The following is an 18,195-nucleotide window of genomic DNA, read 5'->3' on the forward strand; positions in this document are numbered from 1 at the left end:
CGCCAATATGTTTCACCAGACGAAAGGCGGTGAGGGTCAGAGCAACCCGGGAATCGAGGTTGCGATTCAAAGTCGTTTTTTGAGTGACGCCGACAGTCCACGGTCGCCGCAATTGATGCAATCAAGCGCGGCGATGTTGCGATCATCTTGTGGTGGCCGCGCGGGGCTCCGACAAAAACGGGTATTTAGGGCTTAATACTACCTCCGCGAAAGTTCCCTTCGCACCTCAACCCGACACAGCCTTGCCCGCGTGGGTGTTCCTTGGCATACTTTCCGGCGCGACAACTTCGGTTGGTTTTTTGCCGTTTTGAAATTGCCGCTAAAAGGCGCGGAATGAAAAATCGAACATCCGCTTCAGAAGTCAGTGCCACGCTCGGGTTTCCTTCCAGTGAAACCGTGCAGGGTTTGAGGCTGTGGAAGGCGTTCGTCAGGCTTTCGCCGTCGCAGCGTTCCGAGGTGCTTGCTCTGGTTGAGCAACTCGCGACCGATCCCGCACCGCTGCCGGGCGGGGTGAGCGGCAGCTTGACGACGCGCTGACAACCTTTCAAGTGGCAAGCTTTTAAGCTTAAAGCAATCGATGGGCTGCACCGCCGATCCGTAAAAACGGCGCTTTCCGGACGAACCATTCGCGTCTGATTTATTTCATCGCGATAAAAAATCCGCTCGCCAACAGGTCCGCAAAACCGCGCTTACAAAACCGGGCTCACAAAAAAGGCCGCCTTGAGGGCGGCCTCTTCCGTATAGCTTGAGAACTTACCTTTCGAACCAGAACCAGTCGGCATGGGCCCGGCGCCAGTCGGCACCGCGCTGTTCGTTGCGGCCGATGAGGATGCCGAAACGAACACAGGCTTTCCGGTCGCCCTTGTCGCAGAGCTGGTGGAAGCCGATGATTTCCGCCTCCATGGCGTTCTGCGCGTGGGCCGGGGAAGCAATCATCGAGGCCGATCCGCCAACGCCGGCTGCGATCACCAAAGCAGTCATCAATCGCCTAAAGATCATGGGTTCTCCTGTCAAAACAATTCGCGCCCAGCGCCAGAGGTTTAGATCGCCAAATCTGAACGCAATCTGAACCCAGGCCGTCGGGTTGGTCGCTGTATGGGTTGTCAGCGGCCGCGCCCGCATAGCACGCCGAACCACCCCTCCATGTGACGCCAAAGCAGGTCCTGCCGGTTCGCCTCGGCGGCCTAACTGTGCTACGCCCCTTGGGCTGGGCCAATGAAAACAAGAGGGATGTTCTCCGATGTCCGAACCAAAACTGGAAGTGCCGGCCGAACTGCGCGATATGGCCGAAAAAACCATCGATCAGGCCGAGCGCGCGTTCGGCATGTTTTTCGAGGCCGCGAGCAAATCCGTCGCCGCGATCCCGACGCCGGGAACCGAAATATCGAAGCAGGCGCTGTCGTTCACCGAGCAAAATGTGAAGGCGGCTTTCGAACATGCCCGCAAGCTCGTGCATGTGACCGACCTTCAGCAGGCTATGCAAATCCAGTCGGAGTTCTTGCGGAGTCAGTTCACCAGCGCCGGCGAACATATGCGACAGATCACCGGCGAGGTGATGTCGGCCGCCAAGGATATGAAGCCGAAGTTCTAAAACGCCGTTCGATTTTCGAAGGCAACCGGCAATCGCGCGAGGCGCCGCAGCGGCGTCTCATAAATGCTGAGCGCTGGGATTCGGGTTCCACATTGCTCGATGTGTCTGATGCACGCGAATTGACGCGCGCCGCGTGGCGAACCGTGCGAATGGTGCTGCGCGCTGTCGCCCGGGAATGATGGTCTAAAGTTCATGAAACGCGCGGCGTCTTCCTGTGTTGGTCCCACGAGGGGCATTCCAAAAACAAGGAGACCGACATGCGTTCATTTCTTCTCACCGGCGCAGCGCTACTCGTGCTGTCGCAGGCGGCGATGGCCCAGAGCCCGACTTCAACACAGCCCAATCCGGCGCAACCTGGCGCCATGCAGAACGGCAACGCGAGCGCGAGCAATCCGCATCTGCGGGCAAACCTGCAAAGCGAGCTGGAGAAGGCTGGCTACAAGGATATTCGCGTAGCCCCGACCGCCTTCATGGTTCATGCGCGCGACAGCGAGGGCAACCCGGTGGTGATGACGATCAGCCCCGACTCCTTCAGTGAAGTCACGGCGATCAACGACTCCAACAATAACAATGCCTCGTCGACGACGGGCGCGGTCGGCAATACCTCGTCCAGCACGTTCGTTGCAATTCCCCAGAACGACGAGCTGAGTTCGAAGGTGGTAGGCCTTGATATCTACAACACCGACAACAAGGACATCGGCCAGATCAAGGATATCGCACTCAACCCCAACGGCCGTTCGCAGGCCTATATCGTCTCGGTCGGCGGTTTCCTCGGGCTTGGCGAGCATTATGTCGCCGTCAATCCGTCGGCGGTGAAGGTCAGCTACAATGAGCAGGACAAGAAGTGGCACGCCTCAATGAACGCGACCGCCGATCAGTTGAAGGCGGCACCCGAGTTCAAGTACACCGGCCGCTGGCAGTCGAACCGGACGTAAAAGCGGGTCGGACGCATTAAGCACAAGAAAATACAGGGCGGAATCCGGGCTTGGACTCCGCCCCTCCGCGCTTATGGATAGGGGCCCGGTCCCATCTTGGCAATCAGCGGATTATCGGTCGGTACCGGCGACAGATCGCTGCTTGAAGAATCGCCCAAGAACTTCTCCAGCGTCGCCTCGATCTGCTCCCGCGCTTTTTCCGGACCGCGGTCGCTCATCCATGTGTGCTGGAACGGCGTCTTGACGATGTCGATGCCCTCGGCCTTGGCCTGTTCCGGCGTCGGCAGCACGCCGGGATCGGTCTTGAAGTTCGGGTCGTTCGAGCGGAACGACAGGATCTTCATCTTGTCGTTGAGCACGAAGGGAACGCGCAGGTTGTCGAGCGTGATCACCTTCGACACCAGCTCGGGGTGTTCTTTCGCGGTGTACATTGCGACGTCGCCGCCGTTGGAATGGCCGACCAGGGTCAAATGGTCGTAGTCGGCGTTCGGCTCGATCTTCTTCAACTCGCCGACGACAAAGAGAATGTTGGCCTCGCCGCGCTTGTAGACGTCGAGGCGGCCGACATAGGGCATGCCCACTTTGGTGACCAGCGGCGGATCGCTCGGCAGGTCTTGCTGAATGCTGGCGACGAGATATCCGCGCGCGGCCAGCACGTTTTGCAGGAAGGAGTATTCGGTGTTCTTCACCGTGTTGCCGTTACTGATGATCGCGACCGGCAGCTTCCGGTCGCTGTCATTGGCCCGCATCTCATGGTCGCGGCGCACGGCGAGATCGACCGACACCGGCCGTTGCCGCGCGGCATCGAACAGATTCAGCGTCTGATGTCGGATGGCCCATTTGCTGCCGGCGACATACACGCCGCCGATGACCGCGCAGATGCAGGCCAGAATGACCAAGCCGCGTTTCATTATCTTTTCCCTCTCCTCCCACCTCAGATAATGATTTGGACGTGGCTTCAGTGGGTTCAGGTGAAGGATTGGGCAGATTAAATTTGTGAAAGTTATTGCTTTGCAACAGGTTTTTGCGTTGCGGTATAGGGGCGTCCGGAAGCTGCTTTAACCCGCCGCGCGGCGGCCAAGACCCGCTCTTTGCTTGATCATTCCGGTCACGGCCTCGATCGCGGCCGTGATCGGGCCGCGCCGGTAGGCCCAGCGCGGGTCGTTATCCGGCGAGGCGATCACCATGGTGGCGTTGGCCTCGAACAGCAGAAGGTCTCCTCCCGCGTTCACGGCGAAATCGATGCCGGCATAGTCCAGCGCCAACGCCTTGCAGATCGCATGCAATGCTGCGATCGCCTTGTCGCCGAGAACCGCGGGCATGTTTTGCAGGAAGGCCATTTCCTCCTGGCGGTGATCCGGCTTGTCGGCCATGTCGGAGGTGAAATAGTGCACCTTCCAGTTTCGCGAAATCGCCAGATGCAGCGGAAACAGTTTTCCGCCGATCATCATCACGCGATATTTGCGGGCGCTGCCATCCTCACCGCGCGCGTCGAGATATTCGATCACGAGGATCTCCTCGCCCGGCAGCTCCGCGACGGCCACTGGAAGATCGGCGGCTTTCTCCACCAGCACGAAATTGCGCCCGGTGTGATAGCCGGGCGAGCGCAACAGCAGCGGAAAGGCAAAACCGTGTTTGGAAAGCCAGGCGGTCGCCTTGTGGCCGGCGAGAATCGCGCGGTCGACGGATAGCGTTGTTGCCGTCACGACGCCGGGCAGCGCCGACAACCGCGCCGCATTGTTGATCCGCCCGCTTCGCATCACCGCGGAGGGATCGTTGATGACGGGCGCCTTCGAGCGCGCGGTCAGGCGGATCGCGGCTTCGAGCGCGGGCTGGCACAGATCAGGGTCGCCAATCGCGTTGAAGATCAGACGGTGCGGCGGCAACGGCGTTGCGGGGTCGAGATAATCCGTCACGACCACCGTGGTCAGGAATACGCCATCATCGAGGAACGGCGCGGTCGGAATATTGCCGCCCCCGGAAGACACCAATTGCAACAGCGGGATCGGTGGGCCTTCGCCGCGATAGGGCAGCGTCGAGACCGCATGTCGGCGAAATCCTTTGGTGAAATGTTCGCGCGCGCCGTCGCGGTCGCCCTCGTCTGATAGCACCGCGCCCATGCCCTGATGGGCTGCGGCATGATCGGGATCGGCCTTCAAGGCGGTCTCGTAATGCGCGCGTGCTTCCGCATGGCGGTTGGCGCGGAGCAGCAGGTTGCCGAGGTTCACATGCGCCATCGGATTGTCCGGGTGATGCAGAATCGCCTCGGCATAGACGCGGCAGGCGGCGTCGATGGCGCCCTGGCTTGCGAGCCACGTGCCGAATTCGTTGAGCGCGCTGAAATGGGTCGGATGCCGGCGCAGAATATCGATGAAGGCTGTTTGCGCCTCGGCCTTGCGATCGAGCGCGCCGAGCAGCGCCGCGCGCTCGATCTCGACCGGAAGCAGCACATCTCGATCGAGCGGCAACGCCAACTGTGCGTCGAGCTCGCGCAGCCGTGTTTCCTGCGCGAGGCGGGGCGCCCAGTGGCCTGTGATGGACGATTTGGCTTGTGATTTGTTCACGGGCTTGGCGCTTGCGGCTTTCGCGGCTGGTATCAGGAGGCGCACTATCGGCTGATTCGCCGAGGTTGGCATCCTGCCAGCATTGCAGGCTTCTTCTACTGCCGGCGTCACTCCCAGCCGTTTTCCTTGTCAAAGGTCACGCCGATGCGCTTTTCCTTGCGCCAGACCACCCGGCAGGGCCGCTGCTCGCCGTCGATCGCCAGCATGAACTCGGTCGGGATTCCGAGCTGGCTTGCGACATCGAGCGCCGCGCCAGTCTCGGAAATGTTTCTGATTGTGCAATCGATCGCGCCGCCGCCGAAATGAACTCGGCCGCCTTTCAGCACCCGATGTCGGTTTGCGCTCCGGTGTTCCTCGTCCATCCCCTCACGTCCCAGAACGTCGAAATCCCTACTTTTCGAGTGAAACCCCTTAAAGCCTCCGGTACTTCTCCCCTTACCCCGGAAAATGATCAAGTTGCCGGAAGGCTTGTTGGCGCCTTTTTTACAGCCGGAGGTCGCGGAAGCGGCCGCCCGCGCTTGCCCGCCCTTGGGTTCCACGCCACCGGAATATCAGAATCGAAAGCTTGCGGCTAAGCTCGCACCGTTATGTGACATTGTGAAAGGTTTCCACCGGTGAACGCTTCAGAGCCAGCAAAAAAGATCGCCGTGCTTGGCGCGCCGATCGAAATCGGGGCGTCGCAACGCGGGACGCTGATGGGGCCGGCGGCGCTTCGCACCGCGGGTCTTCTGACCGTGCTGGAGGAGCTCGATTTTGCGGTGGAAGACCACGGCGATCTGACGGTCGCCGGCGTCGCGGCGCTCGAGGACACTCCGCCGCAAAACGCCAAGCACTACCGCGAGATTCAGCGCTGGATCCGTACGATCAGCGCGCGCGCCTACGAGTTGGCGAAAACCGGTGCCATTCCCATTTTTCTCGGCGGCGATCATTCGCTCTCGATGGGCTCGATCAACGGCGTGGCGCGTCACTGCCGCGAACAGGGGCGGGAGCTCTTCGTCATGTGGCTCGACGCGCATGCCGACTACAACACGCCGGCGACCACCATCACCGGCAACATGCACGGCATGTCGGCGGCGTTTCTGTGCGGCGAGGAAGGGCTCGACGGGCTGTTGGGTCACGAGCCGCGCGCCCCGATCGACTCCTCGAGGCTCGAGCTGTTCGGCACCCGATCGATCGACAAGCTCGAAAAAGACCTGGTGAAGCTCCGCCGCATCAGCGTGGCGGATATGCGCAAGATCGACGAGTTCGGCGTCAGCGTGCTGATCCGCCGTGTCATCGACCGGGTGAAGGCGGTCGACGGTGTGTTGCACCTGAGTTTCGACGTGGATTTCCTCGATCCCGAAGTGGCGCCCGGCGTCGGCACCATGGTGCCGGGCGGGGCGACCTATCGCGAGGCGCATCTGATCATGGAGCTGTTGAACGATTCCGGCGTCGTACACTCGGTCGATATCGTCGAACTCAATCCGTTCCTCGACGATCGCGGCAGCACCGCGCGCAGCGTGGTGGAATTGATCGCGAGCCTGTTCGGCCAGCAGATCACCGATCGTCCGACGCCGACCAACGCGATGTAGTTCGCGGTTTTGTTCCCCGAACCGGCCGCAAAACCTCGCGGAACCTTCGCCGCCGCGCGTCATTGACGTTTCAGGGAAACATCAGGCGAGGGTGTTCGATGGTCTCCGATCATGCGAGGCAGAGAGGCGTGCGGCCGGTCATGGTCGCGCTGGCGATAGCGGTCTTCGGGCTGGTGGCGATGCTGCTTGTCGATCACGGGCCGTGGGCGCGGCCGCATGCCCAATCCGCCGAAGTCGCTTATTTCCATACAACGGGGGAGGCCGCGCGCGCCGCAGGCGCCAAGGTGGTGCCGACCGAACCTAAATCCGAACTCGAGCCCGATCCGCTCGGGCCAAAACGTGTCGCGCCGCCAAATCCTGAACAAGAGTGAAATTCGTCGTCGTGCCGGGGAAGCGCTCCGCTTCAGCGAATGCTGACGAAGGCCGCCCATAGCCCGGCGAGGATGGCGCCGACCAGCACGTAATAGGGCTTGTCGCAGAACACGTCGCCATATTGGCACAAGGTCGGGCCGAACGAGCCCATCTCGTTGTTGCCCGCGAGGTAAAAAAGGCCCGAAAGGACCGCAAGTGCTCCAGCAACAAAATACATCGGACCCTCCGCAAAGGGATCAATTCACGACCGCCTCGAATGTGGACGGCCAGGTGCGTGAACCATTTCACGCCAGTTTGATGTGATTCTCTTGCAATACCAAAAATAAATTAGTGAAAATTCTCGCTTTCAAGCGGCCAGTTTGTTTCAAGCGGCCGCTCGCGCGGCCTTCGCCGAAACGCCGAGCCAAATATCGTCACAAGATCCAACGAGAGTGTGGCGGCTAGAATCCCGATAACGTGAGTTTTAACGGAGAGGGGTCGTGAGCGCGTTGGAAACGGTGGAGATCAAGGCCTTCGTGCCGGCGCGGGACTTTTCGAACTTTCCAAGCAGTTTTACCAGGATCTGGGCTTTGAGCTTGCGTGGTCGAGCGAGAACATGGCGTACCTGCATCGCGGAGACTGCTCGTTCCTGCTGCAGGATTTTTACGTGCTGGAGCACGCCGACAACTTCATGATGCATCTGATCGTGACGGACGTGGACGCGTGGTGGCGTCATGTCGAAGCCAAGGGGATCGCGTCGAAGAGTGGAGAGCTGGTAGGCATTTCGGAAGGTGGCGCGATGATTGGTTGTGAGTCTGGAATGAAGGTTGGAGAAAAGGGAAGTCTACGCCTTTCGGATCTCTCTTCGGCACTCCCGTTCGTCGTTCGCGCCCACGAGGGCGAAGCCATCCACGTCGAATTCCACTTCGCCAAAGCGCAGGCTGCGAGCTTGCAGGAATGGTTGAATCGGCATATTCCCACGACTTCCGCCTTGGCCTCTTGAGTTGTCCTCTAATACTCAAAATTGGGGTCCGTTGTCCGTTCCGGATCGTCAGCAGATGTGCCGACAGTCTTGCAAGAACGCGGACGTCTCTGTTTATGCGCGCGTGCGCTAATTCGGCGCGGGTTGCGCGAGTTTGTTCTGTGCGATGATGCCCTCAAGCCGCGCGATGTTTTCCAACAGCCGCTGGCTGGTGAGCACCAGGAAGTAGTAACCGAACTGCGGATTCTGGAAATAGATTTCGAGGAGCTTCTCATAGGTGATCGAGAGCACGTGGCCGTCTTCAAGGCAGGTGACGGTCGCGGTGCGCTTGTTGTCGGGCGAGAGGAATCCGAGTTCGCCCATCAGCCGTCCGGGCGGCAGTTCGACGTTGATCTCCTTGACCAGGAATTTTCCGGTCATGGTCAGGAACATCTCGTTGGCGGTCTCGTCGCGTTTGAACAGCACGTCGCCCTTGCGATATTTGCGTTCGGTCATGAACGGCTTCAGCCATTCCATCGAGGTGTTGCCTTGGGTGGCGCTGCGCGCCTTCTTCACCAGGTTGAGCATCTGGCGGAGCCGGAAGGCGTTGATCGGCACCATCAGGAAGTACAACAGGAAGGTCGTGATGTTGCCGGCGAGCGCGCCGAAGCCGGCGAAGAAGGCGCAGCCGAACATGTTGGCGACCCGCAGGGGCACCATGGTTTGGGTGAGCAAGGTCGCGACAAAGAAGATCGCGCCGATCAGCGCGAACAGATTCGCAAGCGTGATATTGGCGAGAAACAATTCGAGCAGGCGGTTGAAGATCGCGTCATAGGTGATGTTGTCGGGATCGAGCCCGAGCTGGATCAGGATCTTGGCGACCCGCAAGTTGTCCGCGGCGGTGTCGAGAATACGATTAAGAATCGTCGACAGGTCTGCAGCTGGAGTCATGGCCTTGTCCTTGAGCCGAAATAATTTGCCGGTTATTGCCGTATCTTCGGCTTGCCCTTGAAATCCCGGGCCGCCGCATGGGCCGTTACTACCGGGCCAAACGCTACCCGGCAACTTATAGCCTGAAATAGCCGGCCGGAGGCGGGCGGCTTCCTCATCCTCTGGTCGAATTGGCGGGGCCAAGGCGAGGGTACGCGCCCGCAAAACGGCAGGCTGGAGAGAGGCGGGCGAGATGCTCAGGAGGCCAGCAGACAAGCCGCCGGGGGCGCGGTGGCCGTCTTGCCGGGTGATCGAATAGAGCGCAGGTGTGGCCAAGAATTAGGCCGAGAAATAGGCCAAGCATAGGCCGAGCGATAGGCCGCCGAAGCGGCCATTCCGAAACAGGCTGAGATTAGGATTCTAAGGAATCGGAGCGAGCGAGAATCAGCCCTGAAAAATCCGGCCGGGAGAGCCCCGATTTCGGCCGGTCGTGGGATTGTTTCTGGCGGATGATCGACGCCGCCGATGCCGGGCCGAGGCGTCACGGCAACGCTGAATGTGAAAAGCGAAGTACGCTGCCCAACGCGCGCATTCGACTTCAACGTTCGGCGGGTTGGTTCCATCCCTTGCGTCACTGGGTCGCGCCAATGCCGCGCTTGTGAAGCTTCACGCCCGCTTACGCCGGTCTCAAAGAGTAAAATGGCCTCTTCAAAGCCGCGCAGGGATGCATATGTTAACAAAAGATTAACGAGCGTCTACAGCGCGCCAGTAGCGGACCGGATGTGGCGAGATAGCTACATCGTCTAAGAATAAACTAATTTTCGACAATGGCGGATCGTCTAGCACAAGTATTGCATTGCCTGATCGAGTCGGTCGCGTGTCCAATGGAGGGCAGTGCGGAGACTGATTCGAGGGGCCGGTACAAGGCAGCGTTTGATGACGTGGTTATGACGCGCGTTTCAGCGTTGCAGCAAAACCAGATGAGGAGCGGGATCAATGTATAACGACTCTTTGTTCAATGCATTCGCCAGATCGTTCGAGGCGCGAAGCGAAACTGACATGTCGATGGCCGAATATCTGGAGTCGTGTCGAGGGGACCCGATGCGATATGCCAATGCGGCAGAGCGGCTACTAGCGGCGATCGGTGAGCCTCAGATGATAGACACGGCCAAGGACCCACGCCTTGGCCGTATTTTTTTGAACAGGACCATGCGCGCCTATCCGGCCTTCGCCGGCTTCCACGGCATGGAAGAAACCATCGAGCGCATCGTCGGGTTCTTCCGGCACGCGGCGCAAGGTCTCGAAGAGCGGAAACAGATTCTCTATCTGCTCGGCCCGGTCGGCGGCGGCAAGTCCTCGCTCGCCGAACGGCTGAAGGCGCTGATGGAAGTTCACCCGATCTACGTGCTCAAGGCCGGCGATGAACTCTCGCCCGTGTTCGAGTCGCCGCTCGGTCTGTTCGATCCCGAGCAACTCGGACCGATGATCGAGGAGAAGTACGGCATTCCGCGCCGTCGTCTCTCCGGGCTGATGAGCCCGTGGTGTTACAAGCGGCTGGAAGCTTTCGGCGGTGACATCTCGCGCTTCCGCGTCGCCAAGATCCAGCCCTCGCGGCTGCGCCAGATCGCGATCGCCAAGACCGAACCGGGCGACGAGAACAATCAGGACATCTCCTCGCTGGTCGGCAAGGTCGATATCCGCAAACTCGAAACCTACGCGCAGAACGATCCCGACGCCTACAGCTATTCCGGCGGCCTCAACCGCGCGAACCAGGGCGTGCTTGAATTCGTCGAGATGTTCAAGGCGCCGATCAAGATGCTGCACCCGCTGCTCACCGCCACGCAGGAAGGCAACTATATCGGCACCGAGAATATCGGCGCGATCCCCTGTACCGGCGTCATTCTCGCACACTCAAACGAAGCCGAGTGGCAGAGCTTCAAGTCCAACAAGAACAACGAAGCCTTCATCGACCGTATTTGTGTGATCAAGGTGCCTTACTGCCTGCGCGTCACCGAAGAGCAGAAGATCTACGAGAAGCTGATTTCGGGATCCGAGCTTGCAGCCTCGCCTTGCGCGCCGTCGACGCTGGAAACGCTCGCGCGTTTCTCGGTGATGTCGCGGCTTCGCAAGCACGAGAACTCGACGACCTTTGCCAAGATGCGCGTCTATGACGGCGAGAGCCTGAAAGAGAGCGATCCCAAGGCGCGCAGCGTCCAGGAATATAAGGACGCGGCCGGCGTCGACGAAGGCATGGACGGCGTCTCCACCCGTTTCGCCTTCAAGGTCCTCGCGTCGACCTTCAACCACGACACGTCCGAAATCGGCGCCGATCCCGTGCATCTGATGTATGTGCTGGAGCAGTCGATCCGGCGCGAGCAATTGGCCGAGGAGGTCGAGAAGCGCTATCTCGAATTCATCAAGGCCGAACTCGTGCCGCGCTATGCCGAGTTCATCGGTCATGAAATCCAGAAGGCATATCTGGAATCCTATTCCGACTACGGCCAGAACCTGTTCGACCGCTACGTCGATTATGCCGACGCCTGGATCGAGGATCAGGACTTCAAGGATCCCGACACCGGGCAGATGCTCAATCGCGAACTGCTCAATCAGGAACTGACCAAGATCGAGAAGCCGGCAGGCATCGCCAACCCGAAGGACTTCCGCAACGAGGTGGTCAAGTTCTCCTTGCGCTCGCGCGCCCAGAACAACGGCAAGAATCCGTCCTGGACCTCTTACGAAAAGATCCGCGAAGTGATCGAAAAGCGTATATTCTCGCAAGTTGAGGATCTGCTTCCGGTGATCTCGTTCGGATCGAAGAAGGACGGCGAGACCGAAAAGAAGCATGGCGATTTCGTCGCGCGGATGGTGGGGCGCGGTTATACCGAGCGCCAGGTCCGCAGGCTCGTCGAGTGGTACATGAGGGTGAAACAAGCCGGCTGAGGCGGGATGCAACAGTGCCGCCTATTTGACGTTCCTGAGGTGCAACAACAAACTTAGGAGAGTGGGCACTAGTGGCGATGTTCATAGTCGACCGGCGCCTGAATCCAGGCTCTAAGAGCTTGGAAAACCGCCAGAGGTTCCTGCGCCGCGCCAAGGCGCTAGTTCAAGGCGCCGTCAAGAAAACCTCCGAGGGCCGGGACATCAAGGATGTCCTGGAAGGCGGCGAGGTCTCGATCCCGCTCGACGGGATGCACGAGCCCCGTTTCCGTACCGAAGGCGGCACGCGCGACCGGGTGCTGCCGGGTAACAAGAAGTTCGTCGAAGGCGATATCATCGAGCGGCCGAAGGGCGGCGGTGGCCGCGGTTCGCAAGCCGGTGAGGGCGACAGCGAAGACGATTTCCGCTTCGTTCTTTCCCGTGATGAATTCGTCAATCTGTTCCTCGACGATCTCGAATTGCCCGACCTTGCCAAGCGCAAACTGGCGGAGGCCGAAAGCGAGGGACTTCAGCGCGCCGGCTATTCGACGTCGGGCTCGCCTGCCAACATCTCGGTGAAACGCACCGTGCAACTCGCTTTGGCGCGTCGCATCGCGCTCAAGCGTCCGCGGCCGGAGGCAATCGCCGAACTCGAAGTGGAGCTGGAGACGTGCTCCGACGAAGCGCGCCGCATCGAGCTTCTCGCCGAGATCGAGGCGCTCAAGTCCAAGGCCAAGCGCATTCCCTTCATCGATCCAATCGACATCCGCTACCGGCGCTTCGACACGGTGCCGAAGCCGGTGGCGCAGGCGGTGATGTTCTGCCTGATGGACGTGTCGGGCTCGATGACCGAGCACATGAAAGACCTCGCCAAGCGGTTTTACATGCTGCTCTACGTCTTCCTGACCCGGCGCTACCGGCATGTCGAGATCGTCTTCATCCGCCATACCGACCGCGCCGAGGAAGTCGACGAAGAGACGTTCTTCCACGGCCCGGCCTCCGGCGGCACCATGGTGTCGAGCGCGCTACAGGCGATGAACGACATCGTGCGCTCGCGCTTCCGTCCCTCCGACTGGAACATCTATGCCGCGCAAGCGTCCGACGGCGACAACTCGATCTCCGACAGCGCGCTCACCGGGCGGCTTTTGACCGAAAACATCCTGCCCGTGAGTCAGTTCTTCGCTTATCTGGAAGTCGGCGAAGCGAACGGATCAACGTTCGAGATGCCGGACTCCTCGCTCTGGACGCTGTACCAGCGCCTGCGCAGCGAAGGCGCGCCGCTCTCGATGCGCAAGGTCTCCAACCGCAGCGAAATCTTCCCGGTGTTCCACGATCTGTTCCAGCGTCGCCGAAATCAGGAGAAAGTCGCGCCATGACATCCGAACGCCTGTACGAAGGCGCTGATTGGGATTTCCGGCTGTTGCAGCGTATCAATGATGCCTGCGAGGAGATCGCGCACGGCGAACTCGGTCTCGATACCTATCCGAACCAGATCGAGATCATCACCGCCGAACAGATGCTGGACGCCTATTCCTCCTCCGGCATGCCGTTGTTCTACAAGCACTGGTCGTTCGGCAAGCGTTTCGCGCATCACGAAACCTTCTATCGCAAGGGACTGATGGGTCTCGCTTATGAGATCGTGATCAATTCCTCGCCTTGCATTTCCTACCTGATGGAAGAAAACACCGCGACCATGCAGACGCTGGTGATCGCGCATGCTGCTTTCGGCCACAACCACTTCTTCAAGAACAACTACCTGTTCCGGCAATGGACCGACGCCGACGGCATCCTCGATTATCTGGATTTCGCCAAGGGCTATGTCGCGCACTGCGAGGAACGTTATGGCCGGCTCGCGGTCGAGATCACGCTCGATGCCGCGCATGCCTTGATGTCGCACGGCATCGACCGCTATCCCGGCAAGAAGAACCTCGATCTTCGTTCCGAGGAGAAACGCGCGCGCGAACGCCGCGAGCACGAGCAGAGCGTATTCAACGATCTGTGGCGCACGGTGCCGACGGGACCTGCGAAGAGCACCGAGATCCTCAACACCGAGCGGCGGCGCAAGCTTCTGGGCCTGCCGCAGGAAAACATTCTTTATTTCCTGGAAAAGACCGCGCCGAGATTGCAGCCCTGGCAGCGCGAATTGCTGCGGATCGTACGCCACATCGCGCAATACTTCTATCCGCAGAGCCAGACCAAGGTCATGAACGAGGGCACCGCGACTTACGTGCACTACCGTATCATGAACCGCCTGCATCAGCAGGGCCGGCTCACGGACGGCAATTTCCTCGAATTCCTGCAATCCCACACCAATGTGGTGTTTCAGCCCGAATTCGACGATCAGCGTTTCTCCGACTTCAATCCATATGCGCTCGGCTTTGCGATGATGCAGGATATCGAGCGCATCGTCACCGCGCCGGACGACGAGGACCGCGAATGGTTTCCGGACATCGCGGGTGCAGGCGACGTCATGGGCGTGCTGCGCCAGGTCTGGGCCAACTACCGCGACGAGAGCTTCATCAGCCAGTTCCTGTCACCGAAGCTGATGCGAAGCTGGCGGATGTTTCATCTGCACGACGATCCTGAGTTTACCGAGGGCATCAAGGTCGATGCGATCCACGATGCGCGCGGCTATCGCCGGATTCGCCGCGAACTGGCGCGACAATATGATGTCGGTCATATTGATCCGAATATCGAGGTGGTCGATGTCGATCTCGCCGGCGACCGCCGGCTGATGCTGCGCCATGTCGTGGTGAAAGGCGCCACGCTCAACGAGACCGACGCGCGACGCGTGCTGCAACATCTCGCCGATCTTTGGACCTATGACGTATCTCTGGTTGAGGTCGACGCCAAGGACAACGTCCTGAAGGAGTATGTGGTCAGCCCGCGGGGTCTCGCGGTAGCCGCCTGATCCGGCCGACTTATTCGTCCGCATTTTGCCGCGTTGACGTCCGGGATTGATGTCCAAATCGAGGCAGCCAGAGCCATTCCTAATCGGCGGGGGAAAACTCCACGACGCCATTAAATGATCCCTTCCGACGCCGAATTTTGCCCCAATCAACCACAGATATTGGCATGCGGGTGTTCAGTAGGGGATTACCAATGGCGTACAAGCGGACTGAAGTTGCTATCGAAAAAATCATAGCATCTTGCGATGGCAACATGCGGGGTGCGCTTGAGGCGCTGATGCTCGTCAATGAGCACCTCGAGGAAGAATTGCAGCGGCTTTATACCATCATGTCGCTGGGCGACGAGGGCGAGGAATACCGTTTCGAGACGGTGCACTGAAGGCCGCGTTATTGCGCTTTTTCCGGCCAATAAAGCCGCATTGGGTTACCCACGAGCAGCCTCTGTTGCAGTTCGGGCGTGACTGCAATGTGCGGAATAAAGTCGACCAGAAGGCCATCGTCGGGCATGTGGCCCTTTAAATTGGGATGTGGCCAGTCGGTGCCCCAGAGAACGCGGTCGGGAAATGTCTCGACCAGGCGCCTGGCGAACGGGATGACGTCGCGATAGGCATTTTGCTCGCCATTAAGCGCCGGGGGCCCCGAAACCGACAACCGTTCCGGGCAACTGACCTTCGACCACACGTTTTTGTGGTGCTCCATGAAATCCACGAACCGGTTAAATTCCGCCCCGTCGACCGGCTTGGTGACGTCCGGCCGTCCCATATGATCGACCACCACGGTTGTGGGCAGGCCTGCGAAAAAATCGATCAGCTCCGGCAGGTCCACCGCCTCGAAATAGATCACGACATGCCAGCCGAGTTTCGCGATGCGCCCGGCGATTTCCATCAGTTCGTCCTTGGGCGTGAAGTCTACCAGCCGCTTGACGAAGTTGAAACGCACGCCGCGGATGCCGGCTTCATGCAACGCCTGCAATTCGGCGTCGCTGACATTGCGCTTGACCGTTGCGATCCCACGGGCTCGCCCCTGCGCGGCGTGAAGCGCATCGACCACGGCCGAGTTGTCGGCGCCATGGCAGGTCGCCTGGACAATTACATTTCGCGCAAAGCCGAGATGATCGCGCAACGCAAAGAGCTGTTGTTTCGACGCGTCGCAGGGCGTGTATTTGCGCTCGGGCGCGAACGGGAATTCGTCGCCAGGGCCGAACACATGGCAATGCGTATCGACCGCGCCCTCAGGCAATTTGAAACGGGGCTTTGAGGGCTGCGCATACCAGTCGAGCCAGCCCGGTGTTTTTTCGAATTGCATGTCGTGGCTTTCTTTAATTTGCGGGCTGTCCATCCGTCGTCCCCGCGCAAGCGGGGACCCATACCGCGGGATCGATCCGTATCGCGATAAGGTAGACATCCTTGTAAAAACAAAGGCCTGTGGTTATGGGTCCCTGCGTGCGCAGGGACGACATCATATGTTTGGCTTCTGCCGCTTAATCGCCCCTAGGATCCGATCGGCTTCCGTTCGCCAATCCGCAGCTCGTGCAAACGCCCTGGTGCCGCGTTCGCCGAACAGCCCTTCGTCGGCCAAGTCGGCGACCCAGGCCTGACGCTCGGCGGTGCCTTGCGCCGACCACGGGGTCAGGCCGGCCTCGCGCACGGTCTCGGCGACTTCGCGCACCTCTTCGCTGCGGCGGCGGCCGTGTTCGATCACGCGCTGGAAGAAATAGGCGCCCTGTTTCTCCCAGTCGATGCCCGGAAACGTCTCCTTCAGCGAGGCCAGCACGGCGTCTTCGACGCCATAGGCGCGCGCGGTGGTGAAGCTTTCGATCACCATCGCTTCAAGCCCCTTGATCATGACGCTGCGGCACATCTTCACCGCGGACGCGACCCCGAGCTTGTCGCTCGCAACCTTGGCAACAAAACCTAACTCGACAAGCTGCGGCGCCAGCGCAGCGGCGTCGCCACCGCCGAGCAACAGCGGCACCTTGATCCGATAGGGCGGCACCGACGTCATGACCGCGCCTTCGACATAGCGTCCGCCGGCGGCATCGATCAGCGCGGCAGCACGCTGTTTCGCGCCGGGCGAAGCAGAATTAAAATCGAGATACCACGCACCTCGCTTGACGGCCGTCGCGCACGCTTTCGCCACCAGCACGGCCTGGCTCGCGGTCACCGCCGAGACGATGAAATCCGATTGCGCGGCGAGATCGGCATGCGAGGCGGTCAACGTCACGCCATGTTGTCCGGCGTGGTCGCGCAAGGCGCCGCCGGTCTGGTCGCTGCGAAGCTTGATGTCATAAGCGGCGACCTTGACCTCCTGTTGGCGCAGGTCTTCGGCAAGGATGCGCCCGACCTCGCCATAGCCGATCAGGCCGACATTCCATTGCTTGGGATCGCTCGATGGGGAAGTCATGGCGGCGTCTCTCTCTTGGCGCGATTTTCTTGGGGGAGTTTTTTGGGACGAATTTTATTGCTTCGGGATATTCGCCTTCTCGATCACGGCCCGCCACTTCTCGATATCGGACTTCAGCCGGTTGCCGATATCTTCCGGCGCACCTGCCTTGCCCTCGATGCCGAGCACGAGCAGTTTCTTCTTGGTTTCGGCATCGCCCAGGATCTCCTGCAACGCCGTATTCAGCGTCTTGACGACTTCCGGCGGGGTGCCTGATCGGGCGAACAGCGCATTCCACGACACCACGTCATAGTTGGCGACGCCACTTTCCTGCACGGTGGCAAGCTCCGGCGTCGATTCCGAGCGCGCTGCGCCGGAAGACGCCAGCGCAACGAGCTTGCCGTCGGCGATGTTGCCCTGGAGCACCGAATAGCTGTCGACCACGAGAGCAACATTGCCCTGCAACAGCGCGACCTCGGCCTCGTGGTTGCCGCGAAACGGCACCAGCGTGAAGTCGATATTGGCTGATGTCTTGAACAGTTCGGCGGAGAGATTTTGCGTCGAGCCGACATTGATGGTGCCGACATTGAGCGCGCCCGGCTTGGCCTTGGCGGCGGCGATGAATTCGGCGAGCGTCTTGAAGCCGGAGGAGGCGCTGGTGACGAATGCGAAGTCGAAGAAGCCGAGACTCGAGACCGGCGTGAAATCCTTCACCGGGTTGAACGGCAGTTTCTCGAACAGGGACACGCTGACGGCGGTGCCGTTGGTCAGCATGATCAGCGTATAGCCGTCGGCGGCCGCACCCAGCGTCGTGCGCGCCGCGGTGATGCCGCCGGCACCGGGTTGGTTTTCGACATAAAAGCGCTGCTTGAGCTTTTCGGCGAGTTTTTCCGCGACGATGCGCGCGGTCGAGTCGGCGACGCCGCCGGCCGCGAACGGCACGACAACGCGCACCGGACGGCTCGGATAATTGGCCTCGGCAAACGCGGGCCGCGACGCGCCGGATGCGGAGACCGCCAGAACAGCGAGGGCCAGTAACAGGCGGGGCTTCATCGAATAGAATGTTTTCATCGCGCGCACGATAG

Annotated in this window: 19 protein-coding genes; 10 read left to right on the top strand and 9 right to left on the bottom strand. The window is 60.3% G+C overall.

What is annotated here, in order from left to right:
• The first annotated feature begins 333 nt into the window (after nt 1-333).
• Nucleotides 334-537, top strand: a complete 204-nt coding sequence (locus ABSE61_RS01470; RefSeq protein WP_423869277.1) for a hypothetical protein — start codon at nt 334-336, stop codon at nt 535-537.
• A 216-nt stretch (nt 538-753) separates the two neighbouring features.
• Here the strand turns inward: ABSE61_RS01470 and ABSE61_RS01475 are convergent, their stop codons facing one another.
• A complete protein-coding gene (locus ABSE61_RS01475; RefSeq protein ID WP_423869278.1) occupies nt 754-999 on the bottom strand; it encodes a hypothetical protein in 246 nt (81 codons plus the stop codon).
• A gap of 241 nt (nt 1,000-1,240) precedes the next feature.
• Between ABSE61_RS01475 and ABSE61_RS01480 the strand changes: the two genes are divergently transcribed.
• Nucleotides 1,241-1,591, top strand: a complete 351-nt coding sequence (locus tag ABSE61_RS01480; RefSeq protein WP_423869279.1) for a phasin — start codon at nt 1,241-1,243, stop codon at nt 1,589-1,591.
• Between the two features lie 257 nt (nt 1,592-1,848).
• Nucleotides 1,849-2,526 carry a PRC-barrel domain-containing protein gene (locus tag ABSE61_RS01485; protein ID WP_423869280.1) on the top strand — a complete coding sequence of 226 codons (678 nt, stop codon included), beginning with the start codon at nt 1,849-1,851 and terminating at the stop codon, nt 2,524-2,526.
• A gap of 71 nt (nt 2,527-2,597) precedes the next feature.
• Here the strand turns inward: ABSE61_RS01485 and ABSE61_RS01490 are convergent, their stop codons facing one another.
• The 3 genes from ABSE61_RS01490 to ABSE61_RS01500 all read right to left on the bottom strand — a co-directional run bounded on the left by ABSE61_RS01490 (nt 2,598) and on the right by ABSE61_RS01500 (nt 5,452).
• Nucleotides 2,598-3,437: an alpha/beta fold hydrolase gene (locus tag ABSE61_RS01490; protein ID WP_423869281.1), complete on the bottom strand. Its 840-nt coding sequence runs from the start codon at nt 3,435-3,437 to the stop codon at nt 2,598-2,600.
• Nucleotides 3,438-3,584: 147 nt separating this feature from the next.
• Nucleotides 3,585-5,090 (bottom strand): ATP-grasp domain-containing protein, encoded by a 1,506-nt coding sequence (locus tag ABSE61_RS01495; RefSeq protein ID WP_423869282.1) that lies wholly within the window; start codon nt 5,088-5,090, stop codon nt 3,585-3,587.
• Between the two features lie 107 nt (nt 5,091-5,197).
• Complete coding sequence (locus ABSE61_RS01500) at nt 5,198-5,452, bottom strand: PilZ domain-containing protein (protein ID WP_423869283.1); 255 nt, start codon at nt 5,450-5,452, stop codon at nt 5,198-5,200.
• Nucleotides 5,453-5,704: 252 nt separating this feature from the next.
• Here ABSE61_RS01500 and rocF point away from each other — a divergent pair, with 252 nt between their 5' ends.
• Both rocF and ABSE61_RS01510 read left to right on the top strand, forming a co-directional pair.
• Nucleotides 5,705-6,661: an arginase gene (gene rocF, locus ABSE61_RS01505; protein WP_423869284.1), complete on the top strand. Its 957-nt coding sequence runs from the start codon at nt 5,705-5,707 to the stop codon at nt 6,659-6,661.
• 98 nt (nt 6,662-6,759) lie between these two features.
• On the top strand, nt 6,760-7,032 hold the full coding sequence (locus tag ABSE61_RS01510) for a hypothetical protein (RefSeq protein ID WP_423869285.1): 273 nt from the start codon (nt 6,760-6,762) through the stop codon (nt 7,030-7,032).
• Nucleotides 7,033-7,064: 32 nt separating this feature from the next.
• On the opposite strand, the gene ABSE61_RS01515 is transcribed toward ABSE61_RS01510, so the two are convergent.
• Complete coding sequence (locus ABSE61_RS01515; RefSeq protein WP_423869286.1) at nt 7,065-7,250, bottom strand: hypothetical protein; 186 nt, start codon at nt 7,248-7,250, stop codon at nt 7,065-7,067.
• Nucleotides 7,251-7,628: 378 nt separating this feature from the next.
• On the opposite strand from ABSE61_RS01515, the gene ABSE61_RS01520 reads away from it, so the two are divergent.
• Nucleotides 7,629-8,015, top strand: a complete 387-nt coding sequence (locus tag ABSE61_RS01520; RefSeq protein ID WP_423869287.1) for a VOC family protein — start codon at nt 7,629-7,631, stop codon at nt 8,013-8,015.
• Between the two features lie 108 nt (nt 8,016-8,123).
• Here ABSE61_RS01520 and ABSE61_RS01525 read toward each other — a convergent pair whose 3' ends face one another.
• Nucleotides 8,124-8,924, bottom strand: a complete 801-nt coding sequence (locus ABSE61_RS01525) for a Crp/Fnr family transcriptional regulator (protein ID WP_423869288.1) — start codon at nt 8,922-8,924, stop codon at nt 8,124-8,126.
• A 975-nt stretch (nt 8,925-9,899) separates the two neighbouring features.
• Here ABSE61_RS01525 and ABSE61_RS01530 point away from each other — a divergent pair.
• The 4 genes from ABSE61_RS01530 to ABSE61_RS01545 all read left to right on the top strand — a co-directional run bounded on the left by ABSE61_RS01530 (nt 9,900) and on the right by ABSE61_RS01545 (nt 15,107).
• Entirely contained in the window at nt 9,900-11,843 is a 1,944-nt protein-coding gene (locus ABSE61_RS01530; protein WP_423869289.1) for a PrkA family serine protein kinase, read from the top strand.
• A gap of 77 nt (nt 11,844-11,920) precedes the next feature.
• The gene (locus ABSE61_RS01535; protein WP_423869360.1) at nt 11,921-13,195 is read left to right on the top strand and encodes a YeaH/YhbH family protein; all 1,275 of its coding nucleotides are present in this window, start codon (nt 11,921-11,923) and stop codon (nt 13,193-13,195) included.
• The gene (locus ABSE61_RS01540; protein ID WP_423869290.1) at nt 13,192-14,730 is read left to right on the top strand and encodes a SpoVR family protein; all 1,539 of its coding nucleotides are present in this window, start codon (nt 13,192-13,194) and stop codon (nt 14,728-14,730) included. Before ABSE61_RS01535 ends, ABSE61_RS01540 begins: the two co-directional genes overlap by 4 nt.
• 191 nt (nt 14,731-14,921) lie before the next feature.
• On the top strand, nt 14,922-15,107 hold the full coding sequence (locus ABSE61_RS01545; protein ID WP_072821809.1) for a hypothetical protein: 186 nt from the start codon (nt 14,922-14,924) through the stop codon (nt 15,105-15,107).
• 8 nt (nt 15,108-15,115) lie between these two features.
• Here the strand turns inward: ABSE61_RS01545 and ABSE61_RS01550 are convergent, their stop codons facing one another.
• The 3 genes from ABSE61_RS01550 to ABSE61_RS01560 form a co-directional block, all read right to left on the bottom strand.
• The gene (locus ABSE61_RS01550) at nt 15,116-16,033 is read right to left on the bottom strand and encodes an amidohydrolase family protein (protein ID WP_423869291.1); all 918 of its coding nucleotides are present in this window, start codon (nt 16,031-16,033) and stop codon (nt 15,116-15,118) included.
• Nucleotides 16,034-16,186: 153 nt separating this feature from the next.
• Complete coding sequence (locus tag ABSE61_RS01555; protein WP_423869292.1) at nt 16,187-17,131, bottom strand: DUF1932 domain-containing protein; 945 nt, start codon at nt 17,129-17,131, stop codon at nt 16,187-16,189.
• Between the two features lie 54 nt (nt 17,132-17,185).
• Complete coding sequence (locus ABSE61_RS01560; protein ID WP_423869293.1) at nt 17,186-18,181, bottom strand: Bug family tripartite tricarboxylate transporter substrate binding protein; 996 nt, start codon at nt 18,179-18,181, stop codon at nt 17,186-17,188.
• Between the last annotated feature and the right edge of the window lie 14 nt (nt 18,182-18,195).

It is taken from the genome of Bradyrhizobium sp. (assembly GCF_049519115.1).
GTDB lineage: Bacteria > Pseudomonadota > Alphaproteobacteria > Rhizobiales > Xanthobacteraceae > Bradyrhizobium.